The following is a 25,077-nucleotide window of genomic DNA, read 5'->3' on the forward strand; positions in this document are numbered from 1 at the left end:
CGTTGAACGGTAGAAACGCTGTCCCCATGTGGGAGCGAGCCTGCTCGCGATGAGCGCGAAGCGCTCCAAAACAGGAGTCTAAATATAGAGATATGAGTCTCTTTATTGAGACTCGGCAATCCCCAACGCCACCATCTTCTTGTACAGCGTCGACCTTCCCAGCCCCAACCGCTCGGCCGCTTCGACCACCTTGCCCCCGCATTGCGCGAGGGTGGTTTCGATCACTTGCCGGTCGAAGCGCGCCCGGGCCTGGCTGAAGGTTTCATGGGGCAGGGGTTCAATGCTCACGTCCGCTGGCCGCGCCACCGGCGTGAAAGTTCCGATGGCCGCGCGGATGTCCGTTGCCGTGAGTACCAGGTCATCGCTGAGCAGTGCGGCCCGTTCCAGCACATTGCGCAGCTCGCGGATGTTGCCCGGCCAGGCGTGTTGCCGCAGCAGGTCGAGGGCGGCGGGGTTCAGTTCGTGCTGGCTGCGCAGCTCTTCCAGGATCGCTTCGCTCAAGGCCGGCAAGTCATCCAGGCGCTCGCGCAACGGCGGCACCTGGATCGGCAGCACGTTGAGGCGGTAATACAGGTCGGCGCGAAACTCTCCACGCTTGATCGCCGCTTCCAGGTCCATAGAGGTGGCGGCGATCACCCGCACGTCGCTTTGCAGCACCTCGTTGGAGCCCACCGGCTCGTATTCCTTTTCCTGGAGCACCCGCAGCAGTTTGCTTTGCAGCGGCAACGGCATGTCGCCGATCTCGTCGAGGAACAGCGTGCCGCCTTGGGCAATCTGCAGCTTGCCGGCGCGGCCCTTGCGGTCGGCCCCGGTAAAGGCCCCCGGCGCGGTGCCGAAGAACTCGGCTTCCAGCAGCGATTCAGGAATCGCTGCACTGTTGATGCTGACGAATGCCTTGTGTGCCCGCGGCGAAGCGCTGTGGATGGCCTGGGCCAGCAGCTCCTTGCCGGTGCCGGTTTCGCCGAGCAGCAGCACCGGCGAATCGGCGCTGGCGCTGCGCCGGGCACGACGCTTGACCTCAAGGCCGGCGCTGCTGGTGCCAATGAAATGGGCAAAGTTGTACTTGGTTTGCCGCGCCCGCAGCAGCGAACGGGTGGAGGCCAGCTCTTCTTGCATGCTCAGGTAACGCTTGAGCATCGGCGACAGGCTGCGCAATTCATCGAACAAGGCAAAACCGATGGCGCCGATCACCGCACCCGCGCTGTCGTGGATCGGCAGCCGCATCACCACCAGCGGCTCCTTGGGGGTGTCCTGCATGTCCAGCAGGATCGGCCGCCCGGTGCGCACCACTTCCCGCAACAGGCTGCTGGGGATCACGCTCTCACACGCCCGGCCAATCGCTTCCTGCGCCGAGTTCAGGCCGAAACGACGGGCGTAGCGCTCGTTCATCCAGACGATATTCGCGTCACGGTCGACAATCACCGTGCCTTCGCTGGACTGCTCGATGATCTCGAACAACGAACGGATCGCCAGCGTGCGCACGCGCTTGTAATCCTTGAGGCTTTCGGTGGGGTTCATGCTAGTTCCAGAATGTGTGGGTTCTGTTCGGGCCTCTTCGCGAGCAGGCTCGCTTGTATGGTAGGACTTGAAGGGAGGAGGAGGGACAAGGCTCGATTCTGACTGTTAGCGCAGTACAGACCGTGGGAGATTTCGCCCCTCCTCCTTTCACCCAAGCGCCGATAAAGAATGCTTCGGCCTGGATCGACGATAGAGACAAGCCTGCGCCTCTGGGTGACCCCTTCAAGTGTTCAAACCTTAGCCCGGAGGATTTCCAATGGCAATGCCGGTTTCTGTCACAAAGCCAATCGTGGGCGTGGATGTCGCCAAGAACGAGCTGGTGATCTATCACGCAGAGCTTGATGTGTTGGAAGCGATTCCTAACGACAAGGCGGCCATCAAAAGGTGGTTGAAAGTATTGCCGGGACCCGTCGATGTAGCCATTGAGTCGACCAATATCTATCACTTGGATTTTGCTGATCTGGCCTATGAGGCCGGTTGCACGATCTATATGGTGGGCGGTTATGAACTTCATCATTACCGCAAAGGCGTAAAAATACGCGCCAAAACCGACGCGCTGGACGCCAAGCTGCTGGCTCGTTACCTGAAGAACGAAGGGCATGAGCTTCATCCATGGGCGCCGCCATCTCCGTTGTATCGCCAGCTTCTAAGCCTTTTCCGCCGTCGTGCTGCCTTGGTTCAGGCTCGAGTCGCCCTGGTACAAAGCTGGGCGAACGAGCCACTACTGAAGACAGCTTTCGCCGAGCAAATCGCCGCCATGCAGAGGCTTGAGACATTGATCGAGAAGACGATCAAGGATCATCTGAAAAATGCCGGTTTGCTAGGTCAACTGAACCGTTGCCTGAAAGTCGAGGGCATCGGATTTTTGACCGGAGCTCGTTTGCTTACGGCATTTCAGCGGGGCGACTTCAAGAATGCAGACGCTTTTATCGCTTTCTTGGGAATGGATTTGCGAGTGTCCCAATCAGGACAAAAAGATGACCGGCGAAGCTTGAGCAAACGCGGCGACCCGGAAGTTCGTCGGCTTTTACACAACGCAGCCATGTCGGCCAGCCGTACGTCTGCCTGGAAAGGCTTTTATGAAAAACTAAGAGCTCGGGGCTTCGCTACCACGCAGGCGCTAGTAATACTGGCTCGCAAGCTTGCTCGGATCGTATTCGCTTTGCTGAAAGGACAAAGCGAATACCAACCAAAAGCGGCTTGAGGGCTTCCCCTCAACCATAGAATCTCCCACAGGGGATCTTCGGTGTGCTGAAGATCCAATGTGGGAGCGAGCCTGCTCGCGAAGGCCGCGACGCGGTCCAATGGCATGACGCCGATTATGCCCACCCCGGATGCGCCGCCGCCAACAACTCCTTGGTATAGGGATGCTGGGGCGAGTCGAACACGTCATGGCTGGCGCCTTGCTCGACCACTTTGCCATCCTTGATCACGATCATGTCGTGGGCCAGGGCGCGGACCACCGCCAGGTCATGGCTGATGAACAGGTAGGTCAGGCCGTGCTTTTCCTGGAGCTGGCGCAGCAGGGCGACCACTTGTTTCTGCACGGTGCGGTCCAGGGCCGAGGTCGGTTCGTCCAGCAGGATCAGGGCCGGCTTGAGCACCAGGGCCCGGGCGATGGCGATGCGTTGGCGCTGGCCACCGGAAAACTCATGGGGGTAGCGGTGGCGGCTCTGTGGGTCGAGTCCGACTTCCTTGAGGGCCTGGATCACCTGCGCCTCACACGCCTCGGCGCTGGACGGGCTGTGGACTTCGAGGCCTTCGCTGATGATCTGTTGCACCGACATGCGCGGGCTGAGGCTGCCGAACGGGTCCTGGAACACCACCTGCATCTTTTTGCGCCACGGCCGCAGGGCCTTGTGGGATAACTGTTCAAGGGCATGGCCCTGGAAGTGGATGCTGCCTTCGGATTCGATCAGCCGCAGGATCGCCTGGCCCAGGGTGGACTTGCCGGAACCGGATTCGCCGACGATGCCCAGGGTCTTGCCGCGCTGGATGCTCAGGCTGATGCCGTCCACGGCGCGCAAGTATTCCTTGCGTCGGAACAGCCCACCGCCCAAGGCAAAACTCACCCGCAGGTCCCGCACCTGCAACACGTCTTCGCGTTCGTCCCGGGGCAGGGCCTCGCCTTCCGGTTCGGCGTGCAGCAGCTCGCAGCTGTAGGGATGTTTCGGTGCGCTGAACAGGGTTTCGCAGGGTGCCTGCTCGACGATTTCCCCGGCCTTCATCACGCACACCCGCTGGGCGATGCTGCGCACCAGGTTGAGGTCGTGGCTGATCAGCAGCAAGGACATGCCGAGCCGTTGCTGCAAGGACTTGAGCAGCAGCAGGATCTTGCGCTGCACGGTCACGTCCAGCGCCGTGGTCGGTTCGTCGGCAATCAACAGCTCCGGCTCGCAGGCCAGGGCCATGGCGATCATCACCCGTTGCCGCTGGCCGCCGGACAGTTGATGAGGGTAGGCCTTGAGCCGCTCGGCGGGTTTCTGGATGCCCACCAGGGCCAGCAGTTCCAGGATGCGCTGGCGCGCCGCCTTGCCGCCCAGGCCCCGGTGCAGCATCAGGGTTTCACCGATCTGCTTTTCGACGCTGTGCAGTGGGTTCAGCGAGGTCATCGGTTCCTGGAAGATCATGGCGATGCGGTTGCCGCGCAACTCCCGCAGGGTCTTGGCCTCGGCCCCCAGCAGTTCCTGGCCACGGTAGCGAATGCTGCCGGTGGTGCGAGTGCCGGTCTCGGGCAGCAATTGCAGAATCGAATGGGCCGTCACCGACTTGCCGGAGCCTGATTCGCCCACCAGGGCCAGGCATTCGCCGGGGCGGATGTCCAGGCACAGGTTGCGCACCACCGTCTGGTCGTTGAAGGCCACGCTCAGGTCGCGGATTTCGATCAGGTTGTCGCTCATCTCAAGGTTCCGCTTCATGGCTGTTTCAAGATCGTGGATCAAAGGCGTCGCGCAACGCCTCGCCGATAAATACCAGCAGGGAAAGAATCAGCGCCAGGGTGAAAAATGCCGTCAACCCCAGCCACGGCGCTTGCAGGTTCTGCTTGCCCTGGGCGATCAACTCGCCCAGCGATGCGCTGCCGGCTGGCATGCCGAAGCCGAGGAAATCCAGGGCGGTGAGGGTGGAGATCGCCCCGGTGAGGATAAAGGGCAGGTAGCTCAGGGTGGCGTTCATCGCATTGGGCAGGATATGCCGCACGATCACCTTGCGGTCGGACAGGCCCAGGGCCCTGGCGGCCTTGACGTACTCAAGGTTGCGCCCACGCAGGAACTCGGCGCGGACCACGTCCACCAGCGCCAGCCAGGAAAACAGCGCCATGATTCCCAACAGCCACCAGAAATTCGGCTCGACGAAGCCGGACAGGATGATCAACAAGTAGAGCACCGGCAGCCCGGACCAGACTTCCAGCAAGCGCTGTCCGAGCAGATCCACCCAGCCGCCGTAATAGCCCTGCAACGCACCGGCGGCGATGCCGATCAACGCGCTGATGGTGGTCAGGGCCAGGGCGAACAGGATCGACACCCGCGCGCCGAAGATCACCCGGGCCAGCACGTCCCGGGACTGGTCATCGGTGCCCAGCCAGTTCACCGCCGAGGGCGGGCTCGGAGCCGGCTGGTTGAGGTCGTAATTGGGCGTGTCGTCGCTGAACGGGATCGGTGGAAACCACAGCCAGCCGCCGTCCTTGTGGATCAGGTTCTGCACGTAGCTGCTGCGGTAGTCGGCCTGGAACGGCAACTGCCCACCAAACTCCTGTTCGGTATGGCGCTTGAACACCGGGAAATACAGCGAGCCCTGGTAGCTGACCACCAGCGGTTTGTCATTGGCGATCAACTCGCCGCCCAGGCTCAGGATGAACAGGCCGATGAACAGCCACAATGACCACCAGCCCCGGCGGTTTTTCTTGAAACGTTCGAAACGTCGGCGGCCCAAGGGGGAAAGCTTGAACATCAGGCGTTCCTCGCGGCGAAGTCGATGCGCGGATCCACCAAGGTGTAGCAGAGGTCGCCGATGAGTTTGATCAGCAGGCCGAACAGCGTAAAGATGAACAGCGAGCCGAACACCACCGGATAATCCCGCGACACGGCGGCCTCGTAGCTCATGCGTCCCAGGCCGTCGAGGGAAAAGATCACTTCGATCAGCAAGGAACCGGCGAAGAACACGCTGATAAAGGCTTGGGGAATGCCCGAGACCACCAACAGCATCGCATTGCGGAACACGTGGCCGTACAGCACCCGGCGTTCGCTCATGCCCTTGGCTCGCGCGGTGACCACGTACTGGCGGGTGATTTCATTGAGGAACGAGTTCTTGGTCAGGATCGTCAGCGTGGCGAAGCCGCCGATCACCAGGGAGGTGACCGGCAGCACCAGGTGCCAGAAGTAATCGGCGATCTTGCCCAGCGTCGACAGCGACTCGAAGTTGTCCGACACCAGCCCGCGCACCGGAAACCAGTTCAGCGAAGTGCCGCCGGCAAACATCACGATCAGGAACATCGCGAAAAGAAACGCCGGCATGGCGTAGCCGATGATGATCGCCGTGCTGCTCCACACATCGAATGCCGAGCCGTGGCGCACGGCCTTGCGAATGCCCAGGGGGATCGACACCAGGTAGGTGATCAAGGTCGCCCAGAGCCCAAGGGAGATGGTCACCGGCATTTTTTCCAGGATCAGGTCGGTGACCGTGGCGCCGCGGAAGAAGCTCTTGCCGAAGTCGAGGCGGGCGTAGCTGCCGAGCATCAGCCACAGGCGCTCATGGGCCGGCTTATCGAAGCCGTATTGTTTTTCGATGTCCTTGATCAACTGCGGGTCGAGGCCGCGACTGGCTCGGGAGCTGCCGGTCATCTCACCGCCCGAGCTGCCGATGCTGCCGCCGCCGATGCCTTGCAGGTGGGCGATGGCCTGTTCCACCGGGCCGCCGGGCGCGGCCTGCACGATGACGAAGTTCACCAGCAGGATGATCACCAGGGTGGGAATGATCAGCAGCAGGCGCCGCGCGATATAAGCCCACATCAATGCGGCCCTCCGGGTGTGCCGCGCCTGAGGCGTTCGGCGCGCATCTGCTCGTTGGTCAGCGGTGTGGTGCTCACTTCCCACCAGCTTTCGATGGCTTCGTCATTGCTGGCCTGGACCTTTGGCATGCCGAAGCGGTTCCACCACACGGTGGAGCTGCCAGGCGGGTAATAGTTGGGGATCCAGTAGTAATTCCATTGCAGCACCCGGTCCAGGGCGTGGGCATGGTGCAGCATGTCGGCTTTGGTCGTGGCCTTGACCAGGCCGTCGATCAGGGCATCCACCGCCGGGTTCTGCAGGGCCATGTAGTTGTTGGCCCCCGGGTCGTTGGCCGCCGCCGAGCCAAAGTAGTTGTAGAGTTCCAGACCCGGCGAGGTGCTGACCGGGTAGCCGGTGATGATCATGTCGTAGTCACGGCTCATCAGGCGATTGACGTATTGGGACGCGTCGATGCGCCGGATGCTCATGTCGATGCCAATCTGCGCCAGGGTTCGTTTATAGGGCAGCAACAGACGATCCAGACCGTTCTGGCTGTTCAGGAACGTGAAGCTCAGCGGTTTACCCTCGGCGTTCACCAGGCGGTCGCCCTCGGGTTTCCAGCCGGCCTGTTCCAACAAGGCCAGGGCTTGCAGTTGTTTGTCGCGGATCACGCCGCTGCCATCGGTTTTCGGGGCCTGGAAGACCTGGGTGAAGACTTCGTCGGGAATCTGCCCGCGCAACGGCTCGAGAATCGCCAGCTCGCCGGCGTCCGGCAGTTTGCGGGCGGCGAGGTCGGTGTTGGAGAAAAAACTCTGCTGACGCACATAAAGGTTGCGCATCATCTGGCGGTTGCTCCATTCGAAATCCCAGAGCATCGCCAGGGCTTGGCGCACGCGGCGATCCTGGAATTGCGGTTTTTGCAGGTTGAAGACAAAACCCTGGGCGGTCTGGGGCGCCTCTTTGGCCAGGTGGGCCTTTTGCAGGCGCCCGTCCTGCAGGGCCGGGCCGTCATAGCCGATGGAATAGCCGGTGGCGGAAAATTCGCGGTTGTAGTCATAGGCGCCGCCGCGCAGCACCTGGCGGGCGACGTCGGTGTCGCCGAAATATTCGATGCTGAAATGGTCGAAATTGTAGAGCCCGCGACTGACCGGCAAGTCCTTGCCCCACCAATCGGCATTGCGTTCGAAGGTAATGCTGCGCCCGGAATCGACCTTGCTCACTCGGTAAGGGCCACTGCCCAGTGGGGCCTCGTAGCCGCCGCCGTTGGCGAAATCGCGGGTCTTCCACCAGTGTTCGGGAAAGACCGGCAGGGTGGCGACGTCCAGGGGCAGCGTGCGGCTTTCGTTGTTCTTGAAGTTGAAGCGCACGGTGCGCGCGTCCTCGACCACGACGTCCTTGACCGCCGCGAACTGGGTGCGATAGCGCAGGCTGCCTTGGGTCATCAGCAGCTCGAAGCTATAGCGCACATCCTCGGCTGTGATGGGCTTGCCATCGGCGAAGCGGGCCTTGGGGTTCAGGTAGAAGCGCAGGGACAGGCCATCGTCGGCACGCTCCATCTTCTGCGCCACCAGGCCATAAACGGTATAGGGCTCGTCCAGCGAGCGCTGGGCCAGTGGTGAATACAGCATCCCGTCGATCTGGCTGACGCCGATGCCTTTGTCGATGTAGGGCAGGATGTGGTCGAAGTGGCCGATCTCGATGGCCGAGCGGCGCATGGTCCCACCTTTGGGGGCCTGGGGATTGGCGTAGGCGAAGTGGCCGAAGCCTTCGGCATATTTGGCGGGTTCGCCATAGACGGTCAGGGCATGTTGCGGTGCTGCATCGACGCCTGGGGCTCCTGTGAGCAGGACTGCGGCAGTCAATAGCAGTGAAGAAAACGCCAGTCGCATTGTCAGCCTTAAAGCCGGGTGAACGTTGACATGATTTGTACGCGAGCAGCGGCTGAATCGCCAGCCCTTGTGGCGAGGGAGCTTGCTCCCGCTCGGGTGCGCAGCAGCCGCCAATGGTTGGGCCCGCTTCGCAGTCCAGCGGGAGCAAGCTCCCTCGCCACAATGAATCACATCACCCTTGAGTGAAGGGGCTCTGTACCGGAATCAATCCTGGCGGCTGGTGACTTCCAGCAAGTGGTAGCCGAACTGGGTCTTGACCGGGCCCTGGACCGTATTGATCGGCGCGCTGAATACCACGGTGTCGAATTCCTTGACCATCTGGCCCGGGCCGAACGAACCCAGGTCGCCGCCCTGACGGCTGGATGGGCAGGAAGAGTTGGCCTTGGCGATTTCGGCGAAATCGGCGCCGGCTTCGATCTGGGCCTTGAGTTCGTTGCACTTGTCTTCGCTGGAAACCAGGATGTGGCGGGCAGTGGCTTTGGCCATGGGGCAAAATTCCTTTCAATGTATTTAAAGGTGTTGAGCCTACCGGATTCATCGACGGGGTGTTGTCAAAATTGCGTCAAAACCTTGGGCCCGGCGATCAAAGGCCGGCTTTGCGCAGGCGCTCGGCGTGGCGCAGGTAAAGCTCTGCGGGGTCTGTTCCCGAACATGCCTTGTCGCTTCCAGGGTTGATGGCCTCCACGTGGTCCATGGGGTAGTCGGAGCGAATGACCCTGCCCAAGTGCGAACTGAAACGCCCGACCAGGCCGTCGTTCTGCCCGGCTTCGGTGATGAAGTATTCGGAAAAGGCGCGGCAGAACGTCCGCAAAGGCTGCTGTTCTTTACCCATCGGTTCTTGCAACGTGCCGCTCCATGAGTAGTAGCGCACGCCATTGACCCGCTCCGGTCCGTTCCCGCCCCAGCGCGTCGGCAGGCCCTGGGGGTATTTGTCATTGAAGGCGCCAACGCCCTCTGTGGTCATAGCCGCCAGCGCGGCGACGGCGGCCGGCGATAGCTGCGCCTGGCCGTCCAGCAACGAGATGAAGTCAGCGAACAGCGTGGCGACACCCCGTGCCACATGCCCAGGCAGTCGTCCGGGGGTAAGGGCCTTGCGCAGGAAGTCGGCCAGTTCGGAGCCATGGTTGGGGCCGCTGACCGAGGTGACCGAGGCCACTTTGTCAGGTGCCAGCGCGGCGGCATACCGGGCGGCCAGCGCGCCCTGGCTGTGGCCGATCAGGTTGACCCGGGTAGTACCGGTGCCGGCCAGGACCCGATCGATCTGCGCCAGCAATTGTTCGCCTCTGCCCTCGTTGGAGTGGGTGGCCGACAAGTACGGGATGAACACCCGGGCACCGCCTGCGCGTAGGGCCTGTTTGATGCCATGGAAAAGTTCGAAGCCGCCGATCTTGTCAAACCCGAACAACCCATGGACCAGCAGGATGGGAAATTGAGTGGTTGCATTCCGTTGCATGTTCGTACCTTTTTCGAAGAGGTTCACCTTGAATTTGCGACTTCACTCTAATGCAGGCTCATCCTGTGTGGTGTAGGAAGGAACCGCCCTGATCCAGGGAAACCGGAATAAAAAAAGTGGGAATAGTGGGAGGTAACCCGGTGGCGCTCAAAGGTGTAGGAGACCTCCGATAACCATTGTCGTTTGCAGCTACAGGTGCGAGCGCCAAGGACTCACTCCCGCTGTCGCCTTGTCTGGCTGTGGGTTTGCCGCGGGCGGGTTCTAATGGCTCCATCAGGCGCCGTTATCGGAACGGTGCCTTCGTCCAAGGACTGGAGCCTGCACATGATCACCTATCCATCGCTTCAACGAACCCGTTCAATGTCCGAAACCAGGTTGCCGCCACCGGTCCTGGCGGCGGCCAGGGACGGGGTGATCAACCCCGCTTGGCGCAGGGCTGTGATTACCGTCAAGCCGTATCCCATGATGACGTGCGGGGATGAGGTGCTGCTGCGTTGGCACGGCCTCAACAACGATGGCGAACCCTACCGGCATGAAGTGGCCGGGTTCGTCACCGAACGGCAAGTGGGGCGAGATGTCGTGTTCGTCGTGCGCGAACCGCATATCGCCGAGCTGGACGGTGGCTCGCTGGAAATCTCCTACCAGGTGACGGGCAAACGGTTGCCGGGCACGCTGGCTTCGGAACACCTGCAACTGGGGATCGGCGATGCCGCGCCGCAACTGCTGCCCGTCATTGCCAACGATGCGGTGGGTGGCAGTCTCGATCCGAACCGGGTGCCTGAAGGAACCTGGGTGAGCATCCGGCCCTACGCCAGGATGGCGGTCGGCGATCGCTTGATCCTGACGGCCAGCAAGGATTCCAACGTGCTGTGGCGCGATGTGCTGGACATAGAAGCCCACGCGGTGGGGCGTAAGGTATCGCTCTGGATCGATCATTCGTTGATCGCTCCCCATGAAGGGCACGACCTGGCCTTGGTCTATGTGGTCCGGCACGGGCATTCGGTGCGTCGTGCCGAGCCTTTGTCGCTGCACATCGGTCCGCTGCGGCGTCCTGCGCTGAAGGCGCTCCAGATTCTAGAAATGAACGCCGGATGGCTGGAGGTCGACGCCCTGCAAGAAGGGGTGACGATTGTCATCGATGACCCCGGGCTTGAGGCGGGAGAGTGGGTCTGGTTGCAGTGCAATGGCAACTCCGCTTATGTGCTTGAGCGCGAAATCACCGAGGCCACGGCAGGTCAATCGCTCAAGTTTGTGATTCCTGCCAGTTATTGGCAGGAACAGCGCGACAGGTCAGTGAGCGTGTTTTATCAGGTCGAGCGCCTGGATGACGTCAGCCAGCGGTCCGAGTGGGTGACGGTCCAGGTCCGCTCCCGCGCGCCAGGCTGACTCAAGGCGTGCGCCGCCTTTGTGGGAGCGAGTTGACCATTAGGCCGGCAATCACCCAGGACCAGTGGTGGGAGCGGGCTTGCTCGCGAAGGCGGTCTATCCGAGACGATGATGTTGAATGTGCCACCGTCTTCGCGAGCAAGCCCGCTCCCACAGGGATTTGAGTTGACCATTAGGCCGGCAGTCCCCAGGACCAGTTGTGGGAGCGAGCCTGCTCGCGAAGGGGTCTATCTGAAACGATGATGTTGAATGTGCCACCGTCTTCGCGAGCAAGCCCGCTCCCACAGGGATTTGAGTTGACCATTAGGCCGGCAGTCCCCAGGACCAGTTGTGGGAGCGAGCCTGCTCGCGAAGGGGTCTATCTGAAACGATGATGTTGAATGTGCCACCGTCTTCGCGAGCAAGCCCGCTCCCACAGGGATTTGAGTTGACCACCAGGCCGGCAGTCACTCAGGACCAGTTGTGGGAGCGAGCCTGCTCGCGATGGCGGTCTATCTGAGACGATGATGTTGAATGTGCCACCGTCTTCGCGAGCAGGCTCCCACAGGGATTTGAGTTGACCACCAGGCCGGCAGTCCCCAGGACCAGTTGTGGGAGCGAGCCTGCTCGCGATGGCGGTCTATCTGAGACGATGATGTTGAATGTGCCACCGTCTTCGCGAGCAGGCTCGCTCCCACAGGGATTTGAGTTGACCATTAGGCCGGCAATCACCCAGGACCAGTGGTGGGAGCGGGCTTGCTCGCGAAGGCGGTCTATCTGAGACGATGATGTTGAATGTGCCACCGTCTTCGCGAGCAGGCTCGCTCCCACAGGGATTTGAGTTGACCATTAGTCCGGCAGTCACTCAGGACCAGTTGTGGGAGCGAGCCTGCTCGCGATGGCGGTCTATCTGAGACGATGATGTTGAATGTGCCACCGTCTTCGCGAGCAAGCCCGCTCCCACAGAAGTTGCGCTCGTTCGCTATTCCATCGGCGTGCTGACAAACGCCTCCAACCCTTCGGCATAGGCGGTGAACGCGCTGATCGACGGGAATGACTTACCCTGCACCTGGTCCGGTACCACCAGGTGGGTGAAGCTCCAGGCCACCGCCACGGTAATACCGGCCTGATCGAGTGTGCCATCGGTGACCAGTGGCTGTTTCCCCAGTTCCTGCTCTAGCAAGTCATAGGCTGCCGCCAGTTGGCCTTCCACGCGTTCAACCCAGGGGGCGTGTTGGATTTCCGTCGGGCGCAGGTTGCGTTCGTAGTAGATCTGCACCGATTTCTCGCACGCCGCCAGGGCCAGGCCAATCAGGCGCAGGGAGCGCAGCCGCTGCCCACTGTCGACCGGCATCAGGCTTTTACCCGGCGCGGCCAAGGCCTCGAGATAGTCGATGATCAACGTCGAGTCCATCAGCACGTTGCCATCGTCCAACACCAGGGTCGGAGCCTTGACCACCGGGTTGATGCGCTGGAACCGGTCGAAATGCCTGAACACCGAAACGGATTCGTGTTCCAGGGCAATCCCCAGGCACTTGGCGGAAATAGCGACGCGTCGCACATAGGGCGAGTCCAGCATGCCGATCAGTTTCATGACATCTCCTTCAGAAAGTCTTGTGGGTGTTAATCCTCGAACCCGACCTGTTCATGGATTTCATCGACCTTGAGTTCCAACCGATAAGCCACGGCGATGAACAACGCCTGGCACAGGCACAACGTGGCGCTCAGCGAACGGAAGGCGAACGAGCTGCCTTCGTTCACCAGCAGCACCGCATTGGCCCGCTTGGCCAGGGGCGAGAGGTTGCTGTCGGTGATGATCAGGGTCTTGGCCTGGTGATGCTGGGCAATACGCAGGCAGTGCTGGGTTTCCTTGCCGTAGGGCGTGAAGCTGATGGCGATGACCAGGTCGTTGGCCCGCACGCTGCGCATCTGCTCGCGGTAACTGCCCCCCAAGCCGGACACCAGGTGAATGCGCTTGTTGGTGTGTTGCAGGTTGTAGACCAGGTAGTCGGCAACCGCGAACGAACGGCGTACACCCACCACATAGATGTTGTCGGCGTTGACCACCAGGTCCACGGCCTTTTCGAACGCCTGGTCGTCCAGCTCCAACCCCAGGCGCTCGATACCCGACAAGGTTGCGTTGACGCATTCGCGGGCCAGGTCGCCGCCGTTGGCCTTCTGCGACTTGTTGGCGATCATGCTGCGGATGCGCTGCTGGTAGTTCTGCACCGGGGTGGTCTTGTGGGTGTAGGCCTCGCGAAACAACGCCTGCATTTCGCTGAACCCGCTGAAGCCGAAGCGCTGGGAAAACCGGACGATGGCCGAGGGGTGCACTTCGCATTCCCGGGCGATGTCGCTGATGCGATCCACCATGATCCGGTCACTCTGCTGGCTCATGTAGCTGGCGATGCGTTTGAGCTGGCGCGGCAGGCTTTCGTATTCGTCGGTGATCAGTTGCAACAGGCGCTCGGCATTGATCGGTGGGCTCGGGAGGGCGGGTTCGGACGCGCTCTCGGACGGCGCCGGCAGATCATCGGGGCGGGTCATAGGAAATCCTTCTGGCTTGTTCTTATAGGGCGGCCCAAAAAAGACCGGCCCTCGACAATAGGTTGGCTGGTCGCAGTCTACAGCGTAGGCGCAGGGAAAATCATGGGCGGACAAATGTTGCAGCAGTGCTGAAACGATGCACTGTGCCTGGTTCGCTTGGGTCATAGCGTATTGGAAAAAATATTCCACGTAAAAAATTTATAGAATAATTATTGATTCTTGCCTGCGGCTCGTTTTAGTCTGCATTCACCAACAGCGTTGGCGCCGGTGTCGGCGACAAGCGCAGGCTGATAAAAATAACAGGAGCCAGCATGGGCCAGACTCGTTTTGCCAGTGGGCGTCAATTGGATGTGATCTGCCTGGGACGCCTGGGCGTCGACCTCTATGCGCAGCAAGTCGGCGCGCGCCTGGAAGATGTTTCGAGCTTCGCCAAGTACCTGGGCGGTTCCTCTGCCAACATCGCGTTCGGCACGGCGCGCCTGGGGCTTCGGTCGGCGATGCTGAGCCGGGTCGGGGACGACCACATGGGGCGTTTCCTGGTGGAGTCCCTGGCCCGCGAAGGCTGCGATGTCAGCGGCATCAAGGTCGATCCCGAGCGCCTGACGGCCATGGTCCTGCTGGGGATCAAGGACCGGGAAACCTTCCCTCTGGTGTTCTACCGGGAAAATTGCGCGGACATGGCGCTGCGCGCCGAAGACATCGACGAAACCTTCATTGCCTCCAGCAAGGCCCTGCTGATCACCGGCACGCATTTCTCCACCGATGGCGTCTACCAGGCCAGTATCCAGGCGCTGGACTATGCGCAAAAGCACCAGGTCAAGCGCGTCCTCGACATCGACTATCGGCCGGTGCTCTGGGGCCTGGCGGCCAAGGCTGACGGAGAAACCCGGTTTGTCGCCGACCAGAAGGTCAGCCAGCACGTGCAAGGCATCCTGCCGCGTTTCGACCTGATCGTCGGCACCGAAGAAGAATTCCTCATCGCCGGTGGCAGCGAAGACCTGCTGACCGCGCTGCGCACCGTACGCTCGCTGACGGCGGCGACCTTGGTGGTCAAGCTCGGCCCCCAGGGCTGCACGGTGATCCATGGCGCTATCCCGGCCCGGCTCGAAGACGGTGCGATTTACCCAGGTGTTCGCGTCGAAGTCTTGAACGTACTGGGCGCCGGTGATGCGTTCATGTCGGGCTTTCTTGCCGGCTGGCTGGAAGATGCCAGCGATGAACGCTGCTGTCAGTTGGCCAATGCCTGTGGCGGCCTGGTGGTGTCGCGCCATGCCTGCGCCCCGGCGATGCCGACCCGGGCCGAGCTCGACTATTTATTCCAGAGCCCGGTGCCGATCACCCGGCCCGACCAGGATGTCGTGTTGCAACGGCTGCACCAGGTCAGCGTACCCCGCAAGGCTTGGAAACAGTTGTTCATCTTTGCCTTCGACCATCGCGGACAATTGGTGGAACTGGCCCAGAAGGGCGGTCGCGAGTTGAGCAGCATCGGCGAACTCAAGCAGTTGTTTATCCAGGCCGTGGCGCGGGTCGAGGCCGACCTGCGGCACCAGGGCATCGAGGCTGACGTCGGTCTGCTGGCCGACCAGCGCTTCGGCCAGGATTCGCTGAACGCTGCCACCGGGCGCAGCTGGTGGGTGGCGCGGCCGGTGGAGGTGCAAGGTTCGCGGCCGCTGGCCTTCGAACATGGGCGTTCCATTGGCAGCAACCTGATCGCTTGGCCACAGGAGCAGATCATCAAGTGCCTGGTGCAATTTCACCCTGACGACGAACCGCTGCTGCGCCTGGAGCAAGAGGCGCAGTTGATGGGGTTGTACAAGGCCTCCCAGGCCAGCGGCCATGAATTGCTGCTGGAAATCATACCGCCCAAGGATCACCCATCACCGCACCCGGACGTGCTCTATCGTGCCCTCAAGCGCCTCTACAACCTGGGTATCTTCCCGGCGTGGTGGAAGATCGAGGCCCAGGGCGCGCAGGAGTGGCAGCAGCTCGATGAGCTGATCCAACAGCGCGACCCGTATTGCCGTGGCGTGGTCCTGCTGGGCCTCAACGCCCCGGCCACCGCGTTGGCCGAAGGCTTTCGCCAGGCCCGTCGGAGCACCACCTGCCGTGGGTTTGCCGTGGGCCGTACGATCTTCCAGGAGCCGAGCCGGGCCTGGCTGGCCGGGGAAATCGACGACGAAACGCTGATCCGGGATGTGCAGGGCAGGTTTGTGGAATTGATCGAGGCGTGGCGCAGTGCTCGTGCTTGATGAGTTAACGCAGATCCAATGTGGGAGCGGGCTTGCTCGCGAAAGCGGTGTGTCAGGCAACATCAATGTTGAATATGCCGCCGCCTTCGCGAGCAAGCCCGCTCCCACAAGTGTTCAGCGTCGTTCTTACTGATTGTGAAAACAATAAAAGGTGCAGCCATGCCCGCTATTCGAATTGGCATCAACCCGATTTCCTGGAGCAACGATGACTTGCCGTCGTTGGGCGGCGAGACGCCGTTGAGTACGGCGCTGAGTGAAGGCAAGGCCATCGGCTACGAAGGTTTTGAGCTCAACGGCAAATTCCCCAAGGACGCCAAGGGCGTCGGCGATGTGCTGCGGCCTTATGACCTGGCGCTGGTTTCCGGTTGGTATTCCAGTCGCCTGGCCCGGCGTTCGGCGGCGGAAGAAATCGACGCCATCGCCAGCCACGTCGAGCTGCTGGCGCAGAACGGCGCGACGGTGCTGGTCTACGGCGAAGTGGCCGACTCCATCCAGGGCCAGCGGATTCCATTGGTCGAGCGGCCGCGTTTCCATACGGATGACGCCTGGCAAGCCTACGCCGACAAACTCACCGAACTGGCGCGCTTCACCCTGTCCCAAGGCGTGCGCCTGGCCTACCACCACCACATGGGCGCCTACGTCGAATCGCCCACGGACATCGACAAACTAATGGCCCTGACCGGCAGCGAAGTGGGCCTGTTGTTCGACTCGGGTCACTGCTACATGGGCGGTGGCGAGCCGTTGCAGGTGCTGCGCAAACACATCGAGCGGGTCTGCCACGTGCACTTCAAGGACGTGCGCAAACCGGTGGTGCAACTGGCCCGCAACAACCTCTGGAGCTTCCCCGACTGCATCATCAACGGCACCTTCACCGTGCCGGGGGATGGCGACATCGACTTCGCCGCATTGCTCGATGTGCTGCTGGCCGCCGACTACCAGGGCTGGCTGGTGGTGGAAGCCGAGCAGGACCCTGCCGTAGCCCCAAGTTATGCCTACGCCAAGAAGGGCTACGACACCCTGCGCGCCTTGCTGAACGAAAGGAGCCCGTCATGAGCCTGTTGATCAAGAGCCAATCCAGCGGCCGGACCATGGTCCAGTTGCCGGCGGGCGAGTTGGAATACGTCGGCTTCGCAGCCTACCGCCTGCGTCTCGGTGAAACCCTGCCAGTGGCCGCCGGGGACAAGGAATTGTGCCTGGTGCTGCTCAGTGGTCGCGCCAGCCTCAAGGGCGAAGCGCCGGGGCAGGGCGCCTTCGATTGGGACAACCTCGGTGATCGCCAGTCGGTGTTCGAGGACAAATCACCTTATGCCGCTTACCTGCCGCCCGGCAGCCAGGCCCAGGTCACCGCCCTGAGCGACGTGCAGATTGCCGTGTGCGCCGCACCGGGTTCGGCGCAAAACAGTCATGGCCCACGGCTGATCCGCCCGGACAGCATGAAGCGCAGCGTGCGCGGCAAAGGCGCCAATACCCGCTATGTCTGCGACATCCTGCCGGACAGCGAACCGGCGCACTCGCTGCTGGTGGTGGAGGTGCGCACGCCGTCTGGGCATTCCTCGAGCTACCCGCCCCACAAGCACGACACCGACGACCTGCCGCACCAGAGTTTCCTCGAAGAGACCTATTACCACCAGGTCAATCCGTCCCAAGGCTTCGTGTTCCAGCGGGTCTACACCGACGACCGCAGCATCGACCAGGCCATGGCGGTGGAGAACAACGACTTGGTGGTCGTCCCCAAGGGCTATCACCCAGTCAGCGTGCCCTACGGGTACGAGTCGTATTACCTGAACGTCATGGCCGGCCCGAAGCGGGTCTGGCAATTCCACAACGATCCGCAGCACAGCTGGCTGCTGGATCTCTGACCCCACACATACGCAGGGAGAACAAGCACGATGAGCGACGCCCCGGTAGTAGGCCATTACATCAACGGTCAGGTCCAGGACAGCGAGAGTCCACGGTCCAGCAACGTCTTCAATCCGGCCACCGGTGCGGTGCAGGCGCGGGTGGCCCTGGCCGAACCGAGTACCGTCGACGCGGCGGTGGCCTCGGCGCTGGCGGCGTTCCCAGCCTGGTCCGAGCAGTCGTCATTGCGCCGTTCGCGGGTGATGTTCAAGTTCAAGGAACTGCTCGATCGTCACCACGACGAACTGGCCCAAATCATCAGCCGTGAACACGGCAAGGTGCTGTCCGATGCCCACGGCGAGGTCACCCGCGGCATCGAGATCGTCGAGTACGCCTGCGGTGCGCCGAACCTGCTCAAGACCGATTTCAGCGACAACATCGGTGGCGGCATCGACAACTGGAACCTGCGCCAGCCCCTGGGCGTTTGCGCCGGGGTCACGCCGTTCAATTTCCCGGTGATGGTGCCGCTGTGGATGATTCCCCTGGCGCTGGTTGCCGGCAACTGCTTCATCCTCAAGCCTTCGGAACGCGACCCGTCCGCCAGTTTGCTGATGGCCCGCTTGCTGACCGAAGCCGGCCTGCCGGACGGTGTGTTCAACGTGGTCCAGGGTGACAAGGTCGCGGTGGATGCGCTGTTGCAGCACCCGGACATCGAAGCGATTTCCTTTGTCGGCTCCACGCCCATCGCCGAGTACATCCACCAGCAGGGCACGGCCCACGGCAAGCGTGTGCAGGCCCTGGGCGGGGCCAAGAATCACATGATCGTCATGCCCGATGCCGACCTCGACCAGGCGGCGGACGCCTTGATCGGTGCCGCCTACGGCTCGGCCGGTGAACGCTGCATGGCCATTTCCATCGCCGTGGCAGTGGGCGACGTCGGCGACGAACTGATCGCTCGCCTGCTGCCGCGTATCGACCAGTTGAAAGTCGGCAACGGCCAGCAACCCGGCACCGACATGGGGCCCCTGGTCACCGCCGAGCACAAGGCCAAGGTCGAAGGTTTCATCGATGCCGGCGTGGCCGAGGGTGCCCGGCTGATTGTCGATGGCCGAGGCTTCAAAGTGCCGGGGGCGGAGCAGGGGTTCTTTGTCGGGGCGACGCTGTTCGATCAGGTCACTGCCGAGATGAGCATCTACCAGCAAGAGATTTTCGGCCCGGTGCTGGGGATCGTGCGTGTGCCGGACTTCGCCACGGCGGTGGCGTTGATCAACGCCCATGAGTTCGGCAACGGCGTGTCGTGCTTCACCCGCGACGGCGGCATCGCCCGGGCGTTCGCCCGCAGTATCAAGGTCGGCATGGTGGGCATCAACGTGCCGATTCCGGTGCCCATGGCCTGGCATTCCTTTGGCGGCTGGAAGCGCTCGTTGTTCGGCGACCACCATGCCTACGGCGAGGAAGGCCTGCGCTTCTACAGCCGCTACAAGAGTGTGATGCAGCGCTGGCCCGACAGCATCGCCAAGGGTCCTGAATTCAGCATGCCGACTGCCCAATAACGCATTTTTCGAATGACTGCCGGAGGGAGAACAACAATGAACAAGCCCCTGCGTTTTGCCTTGAACCGAATGGTTGCCCCGCGCCTGTCACTGCCGGCATTCATCGACTTGGCCCTGGCGTTGAAAACCGATGCCATCGAGATTCGCAACGACCTGAAGGGTGTCGAGATCGAAGACGGCATGCCGCCGGCTCGCGTCCGTGAATTGTGCGAGGCCCGCGGCATCAAGGTGCTGTCGATCAACGCCCTGTACCCCTTCGATGTGTGGAACGAAGAGCGCCGCGCCCAGGCCGTGCGGCTGGCCGACTACGCCCGCGAGTGCGGCGCCGAGGGGCTGGTGATGTGCCCACTCAATGACCGCGCCGACCCGCGCAGCGAAGCCGAGCGTGCGGCTGGGCTGCGTACTGCCCTCAGTGAATTGGCACCGATCCTGCGCGCCTTCGGCATCTACGGTTTCATCGAACCCCTGGGTTTCGAAGAGTGCTCGTTGCGCCGCAAGCGCACGGCGGTGGAAGCGATCAAGAGCATTGGCGGGCTGGATGTGTTCCGCCTGGTGCACGACACCTTCCACCATCATCTGGCCGGCGAGCAGGAGTTCTTCCCCGAACTGACCGGGCTGGTGCACATCTCCGGCGTCGAGGATGCCCAGGCACCTCTGGCGACGATTCGTGACGGCCACCGGGTGCTGGTGGGCGAGGCCGACATCCTCGGCAATGCCAAGCAGATCGAGGCGTTGCTCAGTGGCGGTTATGACGGTTACCTGTCTTTCGAGCCATTTGCCGAGAGCGTCCATGAGCTGGCCGACATTCGCCAGGCGTTGGGGGCGAGCATGAACCACTTGCAAAGCTCACGGGCATGAGCCCGTTATCAACCTGATGAAGATCCCCCTTGTGGGAGCGGGCTTGCTCGCGAAGGCGGCAGTCCATCCAACATTGATGTGGCCTGACATACCGCTTTCGCGAGCAAGCCCGCTCCCACAGGGGAGTGAGCAAACCGCCAGATTTGCATTCCAGACAAGGTGCAAGCATGACCACAACACGACTGACCATGGCCCAGGCCTTGGTGAAATTCCTCGATAACCAGTACATCGAAGTCGATGGCGTCCAGAGCAAGTTCGTCGCCGGGGTCTTTACCATTTTCGGCCACGGCAACGTGCTGGGCCTGGGCCAGGCGCTGGAGCAGGACAGCGGCGACCTGGTAGTCCATCAGGGCCGCAACGAGCAGGGCATGGCCCATGCCGCCATCGGGTTTGCCAAGCAGCATTTGCGGCGCAAGATCTACGCCTGCAGTTCCTCGGTCGGCCCCGGTGCGGCGAACATGCTGACCGCCGCGGCCACCGCCACGGCCAACCGCATTCCGCTGCTGCTGTTGCCCGGCGATGTCTACGCCAGTCGCCAGCCGGACCCGGTGCTGCAACAGATCGAGCAGTTCCACGACCTGAGCATCAGCACCAACGATGCCTTCAAGGCCGTGAGCAAATACTGGGACCGCATCAACCGCCCCGAGCAATTGATGACCGCCGCGATTCACGCGATGCGGGTGCTGACCGACCCGGCCGAAACCGGCGCGGTGACCCTGGCGCTGCCCCAGGACGTGCAAGCCGAAGCCTACGACTACCCGGATTACTTCCTGCAAAAACGCGTGCACCGCATCGACCGCCGGCCGGCCACCGAAGCGATGCTCGGCGATGCCCTGGCGTTGCTCAAGGGCAAGCGCAAGCCGTTGATCATCTGCGGTGGCGGCGTACGCTACTCCGGCGCCAACGCCGCGCTACAGGCGTTTGCCGAGCGCTTCGAGATTCCCTTTGCCGAGACCCAGGCCGGCAAGAGCGCGGTGGTGTCCAGCCATCCGCTGAACGTCGGCGGTGTCGGCGAAACCGGTTGCCTGGCGGCGAACCTGCTGGCCAAGAAAGCCGATCTGATCATCGGTATCGGCACCCGCTATAGCGATTTCACCACCGCGTCGAAATGGCTGTTCCAGCACCCGGATGTGCGGTTCCTCAATCTCAACATCAGCCCGTGCGATGCCTTGAAGCTCGACGGCGTGCAACTGTTGGCCGACGCCCGTTCGGGCCTGGAGGCCTTGTCGGCCGCGATGGGGGATTATCGTGCCGAATGGGGCGGGCAGGTTGCCGATGCGAAGGCCCAGCTCGACGCCGAAGTGGACCGTATCTACCAGGCGGATTACCAGGCCGAGGATTTCGTCCCGGAAATCAACGACCACATGGACCCGGCGGTGTTTCGCGAATTCATCGAGCTCACCGGTTCCTGCCTGACCCAGAGCCGCGTGCTCGGTACGCTCAACCAAGCCTTGGCGGATGACGCCATCATCGTCGCCGCCGCCGGCAGCCTGCCCGGCGATTTGCAGCGCAGCTGGCGCAGCAAGGGCGTCGACACTTATCACGTCGAGTACGGTTATTCGTGCATGGGCTACGAGGTCAATGCCGCCCTGGGCGTGAAGCTCGCCGAGCCGGACAAAGAGGTCTATGCGTTGGTGGGCGACGGCTCCTACATGATGCTGCATTCGGAACTGGCGACCTCGATCCAGGAGCGCCGCAAGATCAACGTGGTGCTGTTGGACAACATGACGTTCGGTTGCATCAACAACCTGCAAATGGAACACGGCATGGACAGCTTCGGTACCGAGTTCCGTTTCCGCAACCCCGAGACCGGCAAGCTCGACGGTGCCTTTGTGCCAGTGGATTTCGCCATGAGCGCGGCGGCCTACGGTTGCAAGACCTACAAGGTCAAGACGCTGGATGAGTTGCACGCGGCCCTGGCCGATGCGCGGCGCCAGACGGTCTCGACGCTGATCGACATCAAGGTTCTGCCCAAGACCATGATCCACAAATACCTGTCGTGGTGGCGGGTTGGCGTGGCGCAAGTGTCCACCAGCGCCCGCACCGATGCCGTCGCCAAGACCCTCAACGAACGACTGGCCAAGGCCCGTCAATACTGATTGCCCCAACCCTACGAAAGGAGTTCCAAATGTCTTTGAAGCTGGGCGTCATCGGCACCGGGGCCATCGGCCAGGACCATATCCGTCGTTGCAGCCAGACCTTGCTCAACAGCCAGGTGGTGGCGGTGACCGACATCAACCTCGCCCAGGCGGCGAAGGTGGTGGCCGACTTGAAATTGACCGCCGAGGTCTATCCCGACGGTCATGCATTGATCAAGGCGCCGGACGTGGAGGCGATCCTCGTCACCTCCTGGGGCCCGAGCCATGAAGAGTTCGTGCTGGCGGCAATTGCGGCGGGCAAGCCGGTGTTCTGTGAAAAGCCCCTGGCGGTCACGGCCGAAGGCTGCCGCAAGATCGTCGACGCCGAAGTGGCCCATGGCAAGCGCCTGGTGCAGGTCGGTTTCATGCGTCCGTACGATGAAGGCTATCGCGCGCTCAAGGCGGTGATCGACAGTGGCCAGATCGGTGAACCGCTGATGCTGCACTGCGCCCACCGCAACCCGAGCGTGGGCGAGAACTACAAGACCGACATGGCGATCACCGACACCTTGATTCATGAATTGGATGTGTTGCGCTGGCTATTGGCCGATGACTACGTCTCGGTGCAAGTGGTGTTCCCCCGCAAGACCAGCAAGGCCCTGGCCCACCTGCGGGACCCGCAGATTGTCCTGCTGGAAACCGCCCGGGGCACGCGCATCGACGTCGAAGTGTTCGTCAACTGCCAGTACGGCTATGACATCCAATGCGAAGTGGTGGGGGAGACCGGCATCGCCAAGCTGCCGGAACCGTCCCAGGTGCAACTGCGCAGCGGCGCCAAGCTGTCCAATGCGATCCTGATGGATTGGAAGGACCGCTTCATCGCTGCCTACGACGTCGAGTTGCAGGCTTTCATCGATGGCGTGCGTGCCGGGCAAGTGGGCGGGCCGTCGGCCTGGGATGGGTTTGCCGCGGCGGTGGCGGCGGATGCTTGTGTCGAGGCGCAACAGAGTGGGCAGATCGTCAAGGTCGATCTGCCCGAGCGCCCCCATTTTTACGGCTAGATTCATTCTCTGTGGGAGCGGGCTTGCTCGCGAAGGCGTAGTGTCAGTCGCCATCAATGCTGAATGTACCGCCGCCTTCGCGAGCAAGCCCGCTCCCACAAGGGATTTGTGGTGAGCAGAGTTCCCGCAGTCATCCGGGAACAAACTGTGGGAGCAAGCCTGCTCGCGATAGCGGTGGGTCAGTCAACGCAATGCTGGCTAATTCGCCGCCATCGCGAGCAAGCTCAGCTCCCACAGGGATTTGTGGTGAGCAGAGTTCCCGCAGTCATCCGGGAACAAACTGTGGGAGCGAGCCTGCTCGCGATAGCGGTGGGTCAGTCAACGCAATGCTGGCTGATCCGCCGCCATCGCGAGCAAGCTCAGCTCCCACAAGGGATTTGTGGTGAGCAGAGTTCCCGCAGTCATCCGGGAACAAACTGTGGGAGCAAGCCTGCTCGCGATAGCGGTGGGTCAGTCAACACAATGCTGGCTGATCCACCGCCATCGCGAGCAGGCTCGCTCCCACAGGGCCCGGCGTTATTTCCAGATAAGGAGCTTTCATGCGAATCGGACTAGTCGGCTACGGCAAGGGTGGGCGGTTCTTTCATGCGCCGCTGATCAGCAGCCTGCCAGGGGCTACGTTTGTCGGCGTGGTGACGCGGTCCGCCGAGCGCCGTCAACAATTGGCCAGCGATCACCCGGATGCCCAGGCCTTCGACACCCTCGAACAATTGGTGGCGGCCGGCGTCGATGCGGTGGTGGTGTCCACCCCTTTGGACGGTCGCCCGGCCATTGTGATGCAGGCCATCGAACTCGGCGTGGCGGTGGTCAGCGACAAACCATTCGCCCCTGACGCCGCCCAGGCCGAGGCCATGGTGTTGGCCGCCGAACAACGCGGCGTGCCGCTGAGCGTGTACCAGAACCGTCGCTGGGATTCGGATTTCCTGACCTTGCGCAAACTGCTGGCCTCTGGTGCCCTCGGGCAAATCATCCGTTTTGAATCCAGCGTCGAGCGTTATTCGCCAACGTCGGTGGGCAAAGGCAGCGGCGGCGGGTTTCTGCGCGACCTCGGCAGCCATCTGGTGGACCAGGCGCTGCAATTGTTCGGCCCGGTGGTGCGGGTCTACGCCGAGCTGGATTATCGGCAGCCGGACCAGGTGTTCGACAACGGTTTCTTCATGTCCCTGACCCATGCCAGCGGCGTGATTTCCCACTTGAGCGGCAATTGCGTGCAAAACGCAGCGCGCCCGCGTTTTCGGGTCAACGGCACCCAGGGCTGCTACACCGTCGAAGGTCTGGATGGGCAAGAGGCCCAGGCGCTGGCCGGCTTGAGCCCGGCGACCGAGGGCGAACGCTGGGGGGCGGAAGAACATCGACGCTGGGGCTGGTTCGAACACGGCACCGAGCGCGAGCGAGTGACTTCCGAACGTGGCTGCTGGCTGGCGTTCTACCAACAACTGCAAAGCGCGTTGCAGGACGCTGGCCCGCTGCCGGTGGAGGCCCGTGACGCATTGGCCACCACGCGCCTCCTCGATGCGGCCAGGCAGAGTGCCGAGCAGGGCGAAGTGGTGTGTTTATCCGCGCCTGTGGGACATGGAATAAAAAACGAATAAAATTCTAAAATCAGTTGATATGGAAAATATTTTCCAATAAAGTCGATTCCAGGTTACCGACAACCCTGTTTGCCTCCTGCCAAGCCAGCC

19 protein-coding genes are annotated in these 25,077 nt (G+C 62.1%); 10 read left to right on the top strand and 9 right to left on the bottom strand.

What is annotated here, in order from left to right:
• Positions 1-102: 102 nt before the first annotated feature.
• The gene (locus HU715_RS06360) at positions 103-1,518 is read right to left on the bottom strand and encodes a sigma-54 interaction domain-containing protein (protein WP_186706699.1); all 1,416 of its coding nucleotides are present in this window, start codon (positions 1,516-1,518) and stop codon (positions 103-105) included.
• Positions 1,519-1,774: 256 nt separating this feature from the next.
• On the opposite strand from HU715_RS06360, the gene HU715_RS06365 reads away from it, so the two are divergent.
• Positions 1,775-2,722, top strand: a complete 948-nt coding sequence (locus tag HU715_RS06365; RefSeq protein WP_186710884.1) for an IS110 family transposase — start codon at positions 1,775-1,777, stop codon at positions 2,720-2,722.
• 115 nt (positions 2,723-2,837) lie between these two features.
• On the opposite strand, the gene HU715_RS06370 is transcribed toward HU715_RS06365, so the two are convergent.
• From HU715_RS06370 to HU715_RS06395, 6 genes are all read right to left on the bottom strand, one after another.
• Entirely contained in the window at positions 2,838-4,418 is a 1,581-nt protein-coding gene (locus HU715_RS06370) for an ABC transporter ATP-binding protein (protein WP_186710441.1), read from the bottom strand.
• Positions 4,419-4,443: 25 nt separating this feature from the next.
• Positions 4,444-5,466 (bottom strand): ABC transporter permease, encoded by a 1,023-nt coding sequence (locus HU715_RS06375; RefSeq protein WP_186710437.1) that lies wholly within the window; start codon positions 5,464-5,466, stop codon positions 4,444-4,446.
• On the bottom strand, positions 5,466-6,524 hold the full coding sequence (locus tag HU715_RS06380; RefSeq protein ID WP_186710435.1) for a microcin C ABC transporter permease YejB: 1,059 nt from the start codon (positions 6,522-6,524) through the stop codon (positions 5,466-5,468). The genes HU715_RS06375 and HU715_RS06380 overlap by 1 nt, the downstream gene beginning before the upstream one ends.
• Entirely contained in the window at positions 6,524-8,392 is a 1,869-nt protein-coding gene (locus tag HU715_RS06385) for an extracellular solute-binding protein (RefSeq protein WP_186710433.1), read from the bottom strand. Before HU715_RS06385 ends, HU715_RS06380 begins: the two co-directional genes overlap by 1 nt.
• A 204-nt stretch (positions 8,393-8,596) precedes the next feature.
• Complete coding sequence (locus tag HU715_RS06390; protein WP_186710432.1) at positions 8,597-8,878, bottom strand: peptidylprolyl isomerase; 282 nt, start codon at positions 8,876-8,878, stop codon at positions 8,597-8,599.
• A 97-nt stretch (positions 8,879-8,975) separates the two neighbouring features.
• Positions 8,976-9,845 carry an esterase/lipase family protein gene (locus HU715_RS06395; protein ID WP_186710430.1) on the bottom strand — a complete coding sequence of 290 codons (870 nt, stop codon included), beginning with the start codon at positions 9,843-9,845 and terminating at the stop codon, positions 8,976-8,978.
• A 360-nt stretch (positions 9,846-10,205) separates the two neighbouring features.
• On the opposite strand from HU715_RS06395, the gene HU715_RS06400 reads away from it, so the two are divergent.
• Positions 10,206-11,231, top strand: a complete 1,026-nt coding sequence (locus HU715_RS06400) for a hypothetical protein (RefSeq protein WP_189656378.1) — start codon at positions 10,206-10,208, stop codon at positions 11,229-11,231.
• A gap of 961 nt (positions 11,232-12,192) precedes the next feature.
• Here HU715_RS06400 and HU715_RS06405 read toward each other — a convergent pair.
• Both HU715_RS06405 and HU715_RS06410 read right to left on the bottom strand, forming a co-directional pair.
• Positions 12,193-12,804 (bottom strand): glutathione S-transferase, encoded by a 612-nt coding sequence (locus HU715_RS06405; RefSeq protein ID WP_186710428.1) that lies wholly within the window; start codon positions 12,802-12,804, stop codon positions 12,193-12,195.
• A 29-nt stretch (positions 12,805-12,833) separates the two neighbouring features.
• Complete coding sequence (locus tag HU715_RS06410) at positions 12,834-13,757, bottom strand: MurR/RpiR family transcriptional regulator (protein WP_186710426.1); 924 nt, start codon at positions 13,755-13,757, stop codon at positions 12,834-12,836.
• Between the two features lie 311 nt (positions 13,758-14,068).
• Between HU715_RS06410 and HU715_RS06415 the strand changes: the two genes are divergently transcribed.
• From HU715_RS06415 to HU715_RS06450, 8 genes are all read left to right on the top strand, one after another.
• Positions 14,069-16,006, top strand: a complete 1,938-nt coding sequence (locus HU715_RS06415) for a bifunctional 5-dehydro-2-deoxygluconokinase/5-dehydro-2-deoxyphosphogluconate aldolase (protein WP_186710424.1) — start codon at positions 14,069-14,071, stop codon at positions 16,004-16,006.
• A 159-nt stretch (positions 16,007-16,165) separates the two neighbouring features.
• Positions 16,166-17,059, top strand: coding sequence for a myo-inosose-2 dehydratase (iolE, locus tag HU715_RS06420; protein ID WP_186710422.1), 894 nt, complete (start codon positions 16,166-16,168; stop codon positions 17,057-17,059).
• Positions 17,056-17,865 (top strand): 5-deoxy-glucuronate isomerase, encoded by an 810-nt coding sequence (iolB, locus tag HU715_RS06425; protein ID WP_186710421.1) that lies wholly within the window; start codon positions 17,056-17,058, stop codon positions 17,863-17,865. Before iolE ends, iolB begins: the two co-directional genes overlap by 4 nt.
• Positions 17,866-17,895: 30 nt before the next feature.
• On the top strand, positions 17,896-19,398 hold the full coding sequence (locus HU715_RS06430) for a CoA-acylating methylmalonate-semialdehyde dehydrogenase (RefSeq protein WP_186710418.1): 1,503 nt from the start codon (positions 17,896-17,898) through the stop codon (positions 19,396-19,398).
• Positions 19,399-19,434: 36 nt separating this feature from the next.
• On the top strand, positions 19,435-20,256 hold the full coding sequence (locus HU715_RS06435) for a TIM barrel protein (RefSeq protein ID WP_186710416.1): 822 nt from the start codon (positions 19,435-19,437) through the stop codon (positions 20,254-20,256).
• A 167-nt stretch (positions 20,257-20,423) separates the two neighbouring features.
• Positions 20,424-22,355, top strand: a complete 1,932-nt coding sequence (iolD, locus tag HU715_RS06440) for a 3D-(3,5/4)-trihydroxycyclohexane-1,2-dione acylhydrolase (decyclizing) (protein ID WP_186710414.1) — start codon at positions 20,424-20,426, stop codon at positions 22,353-22,355.
• A 29-nt stretch (positions 22,356-22,384) separates the two neighbouring features.
• Positions 22,385-23,395 (top strand): bifunctional inositol 2-dehydrogenase/D-chiro-inositol 1-dehydrogenase, encoded by a 1,011-nt coding sequence (gene iolG / locus HU715_RS06445; RefSeq protein ID WP_186710412.1) that lies wholly within the window; start codon positions 22,385-22,387, stop codon positions 23,393-23,395.
• A 539-nt stretch (positions 23,396-23,934) separates the two neighbouring features.
• Positions 23,935-24,987: a Gfo/Idh/MocA family protein gene (locus HU715_RS06450; RefSeq protein WP_186710410.1), complete on the top strand. Its 1,053-nt coding sequence runs from the start codon at positions 23,935-23,937 to the stop codon at positions 24,985-24,987.
• Positions 24,988-25,077: the final 90 nt, after the last annotated feature.

It is taken from the genome of Pseudomonas zanjanensis (genome assembly GCF_014268745.2).
GTDB classification, from domain to species: domain Bacteria; phylum Pseudomonadota; class Gammaproteobacteria; order Pseudomonadales; family Pseudomonadaceae; genus Aquipseudomonas; species Aquipseudomonas zanjanensis.

Coding starts and splice junctions, on each gene's coding strand:
- HU715_RS06375 (WP_186710437.1), bottom strand. CDS start 5,466: ATGTTCAAGCTTTCCCCCTTGGGCCGCCGACGTTTCGAACGTTTCAAG.
- HU715_RS06365 (WP_186710884.1), top strand. CDS start 1,775: ATGGCAATGCCGGTTTCTGTCACAAAGCCAATCGTGGGCGTGGATGTC.
- HU715_RS06405 (WP_186710428.1), bottom strand. CDS start 12,804: ATGAAACTGATCGGCATGCTGGACTCGCCCTATGTGCGACGCGTCGCT.
- HU715_RS06410 (WP_186710426.1), bottom strand. CDS start 13,757: ATGACCCGCCCCGATGATCTGCCGGCGCCGTCCGAGAGCGCGTCCGAA.
- iolE (WP_186710422.1), top strand. CDS start 16,166: ATGCCCGCTATTCGAATTGGCATCAACCCGATTTCCTGGAGCAACGAT.
- HU715_RS06415 (WP_186710424.1), top strand. CDS start 14,069: ATGGGCCAGACTCGTTTTGCCAGTGGGCGTCAATTGGATGTGATCTGC.
- iolD (WP_186710414.1), top strand. CDS start 20,424: ATGACCACAACACGACTGACCATGGCCCAGGCCTTGGTGAAATTCCTC.
- HU715_RS06435 (WP_186710416.1), top strand. CDS start 19,435: ATGAACAAGCCCCTGCGTTTTGCCTTGAACCGAATGGTTGCCCCGCGC.
- iolB (WP_186710421.1), top strand. CDS start 17,056: ATGAGCCTGTTGATCAAGAGCCAATCCAGCGGCCGGACCATGGTCCAG.
- HU715_RS06450 (WP_186710410.1), top strand. CDS start 23,935: ATGCGAATCGGACTAGTCGGCTACGGCAAGGGTGGGCGGTTCTTTCAT.
- HU715_RS06400 (WP_189656378.1), top strand. CDS start 10,206: ATGTCCGAAACCAGGTTGCCGCCACCGGTCCTGGCGGCGGCCAGGGAC.
- iolG (WP_186710412.1), top strand. CDS start 22,385: ATGTCTTTGAAGCTGGGCGTCATCGGCACCGGGGCCATCGGCCAGGAC.
- HU715_RS06395 (WP_186710430.1), bottom strand. CDS start 9,845: ATGCAACGGAATGCAACCACTCAATTTCCCATCCTGCTGGTCCATGGG.
- HU715_RS06380 (WP_186710435.1), bottom strand. CDS start 6,524: ATGTGGGCTTATATCGCGCGGCGCCTGCTGCTGATCATTCCCACCCTG.
- HU715_RS06430 (WP_186710418.1), top strand. CDS start 17,896: ATGAGCGACGCCCCGGTAGTAGGCCATTACATCAACGGTCAGGTCCAG.
- HU715_RS06390 (WP_186710432.1), bottom strand. CDS start 8,878: ATGGCCAAAGCCACTGCCCGCCACATCCTGGTTTCCAGCGAAGACAAG.
- HU715_RS06370 (WP_186710441.1), bottom strand. CDS start 4,418: ATGAGCGACAACCTGATCGAAATCCGCGACCTGAGCGTGGCCTTCAAC.
- HU715_RS06360 (WP_186706699.1), bottom strand. CDS start 1,518: ATGAACCCCACCGAAAGCCTCAAGGATTACAAGCGCGTGCGCACGCTG.
- HU715_RS06385 (WP_186710433.1), bottom strand. CDS start 8,392: ATGCGACTGGCGTTTTCTTCACTGCTATTGACTGCCGCAGTCCTGCTC.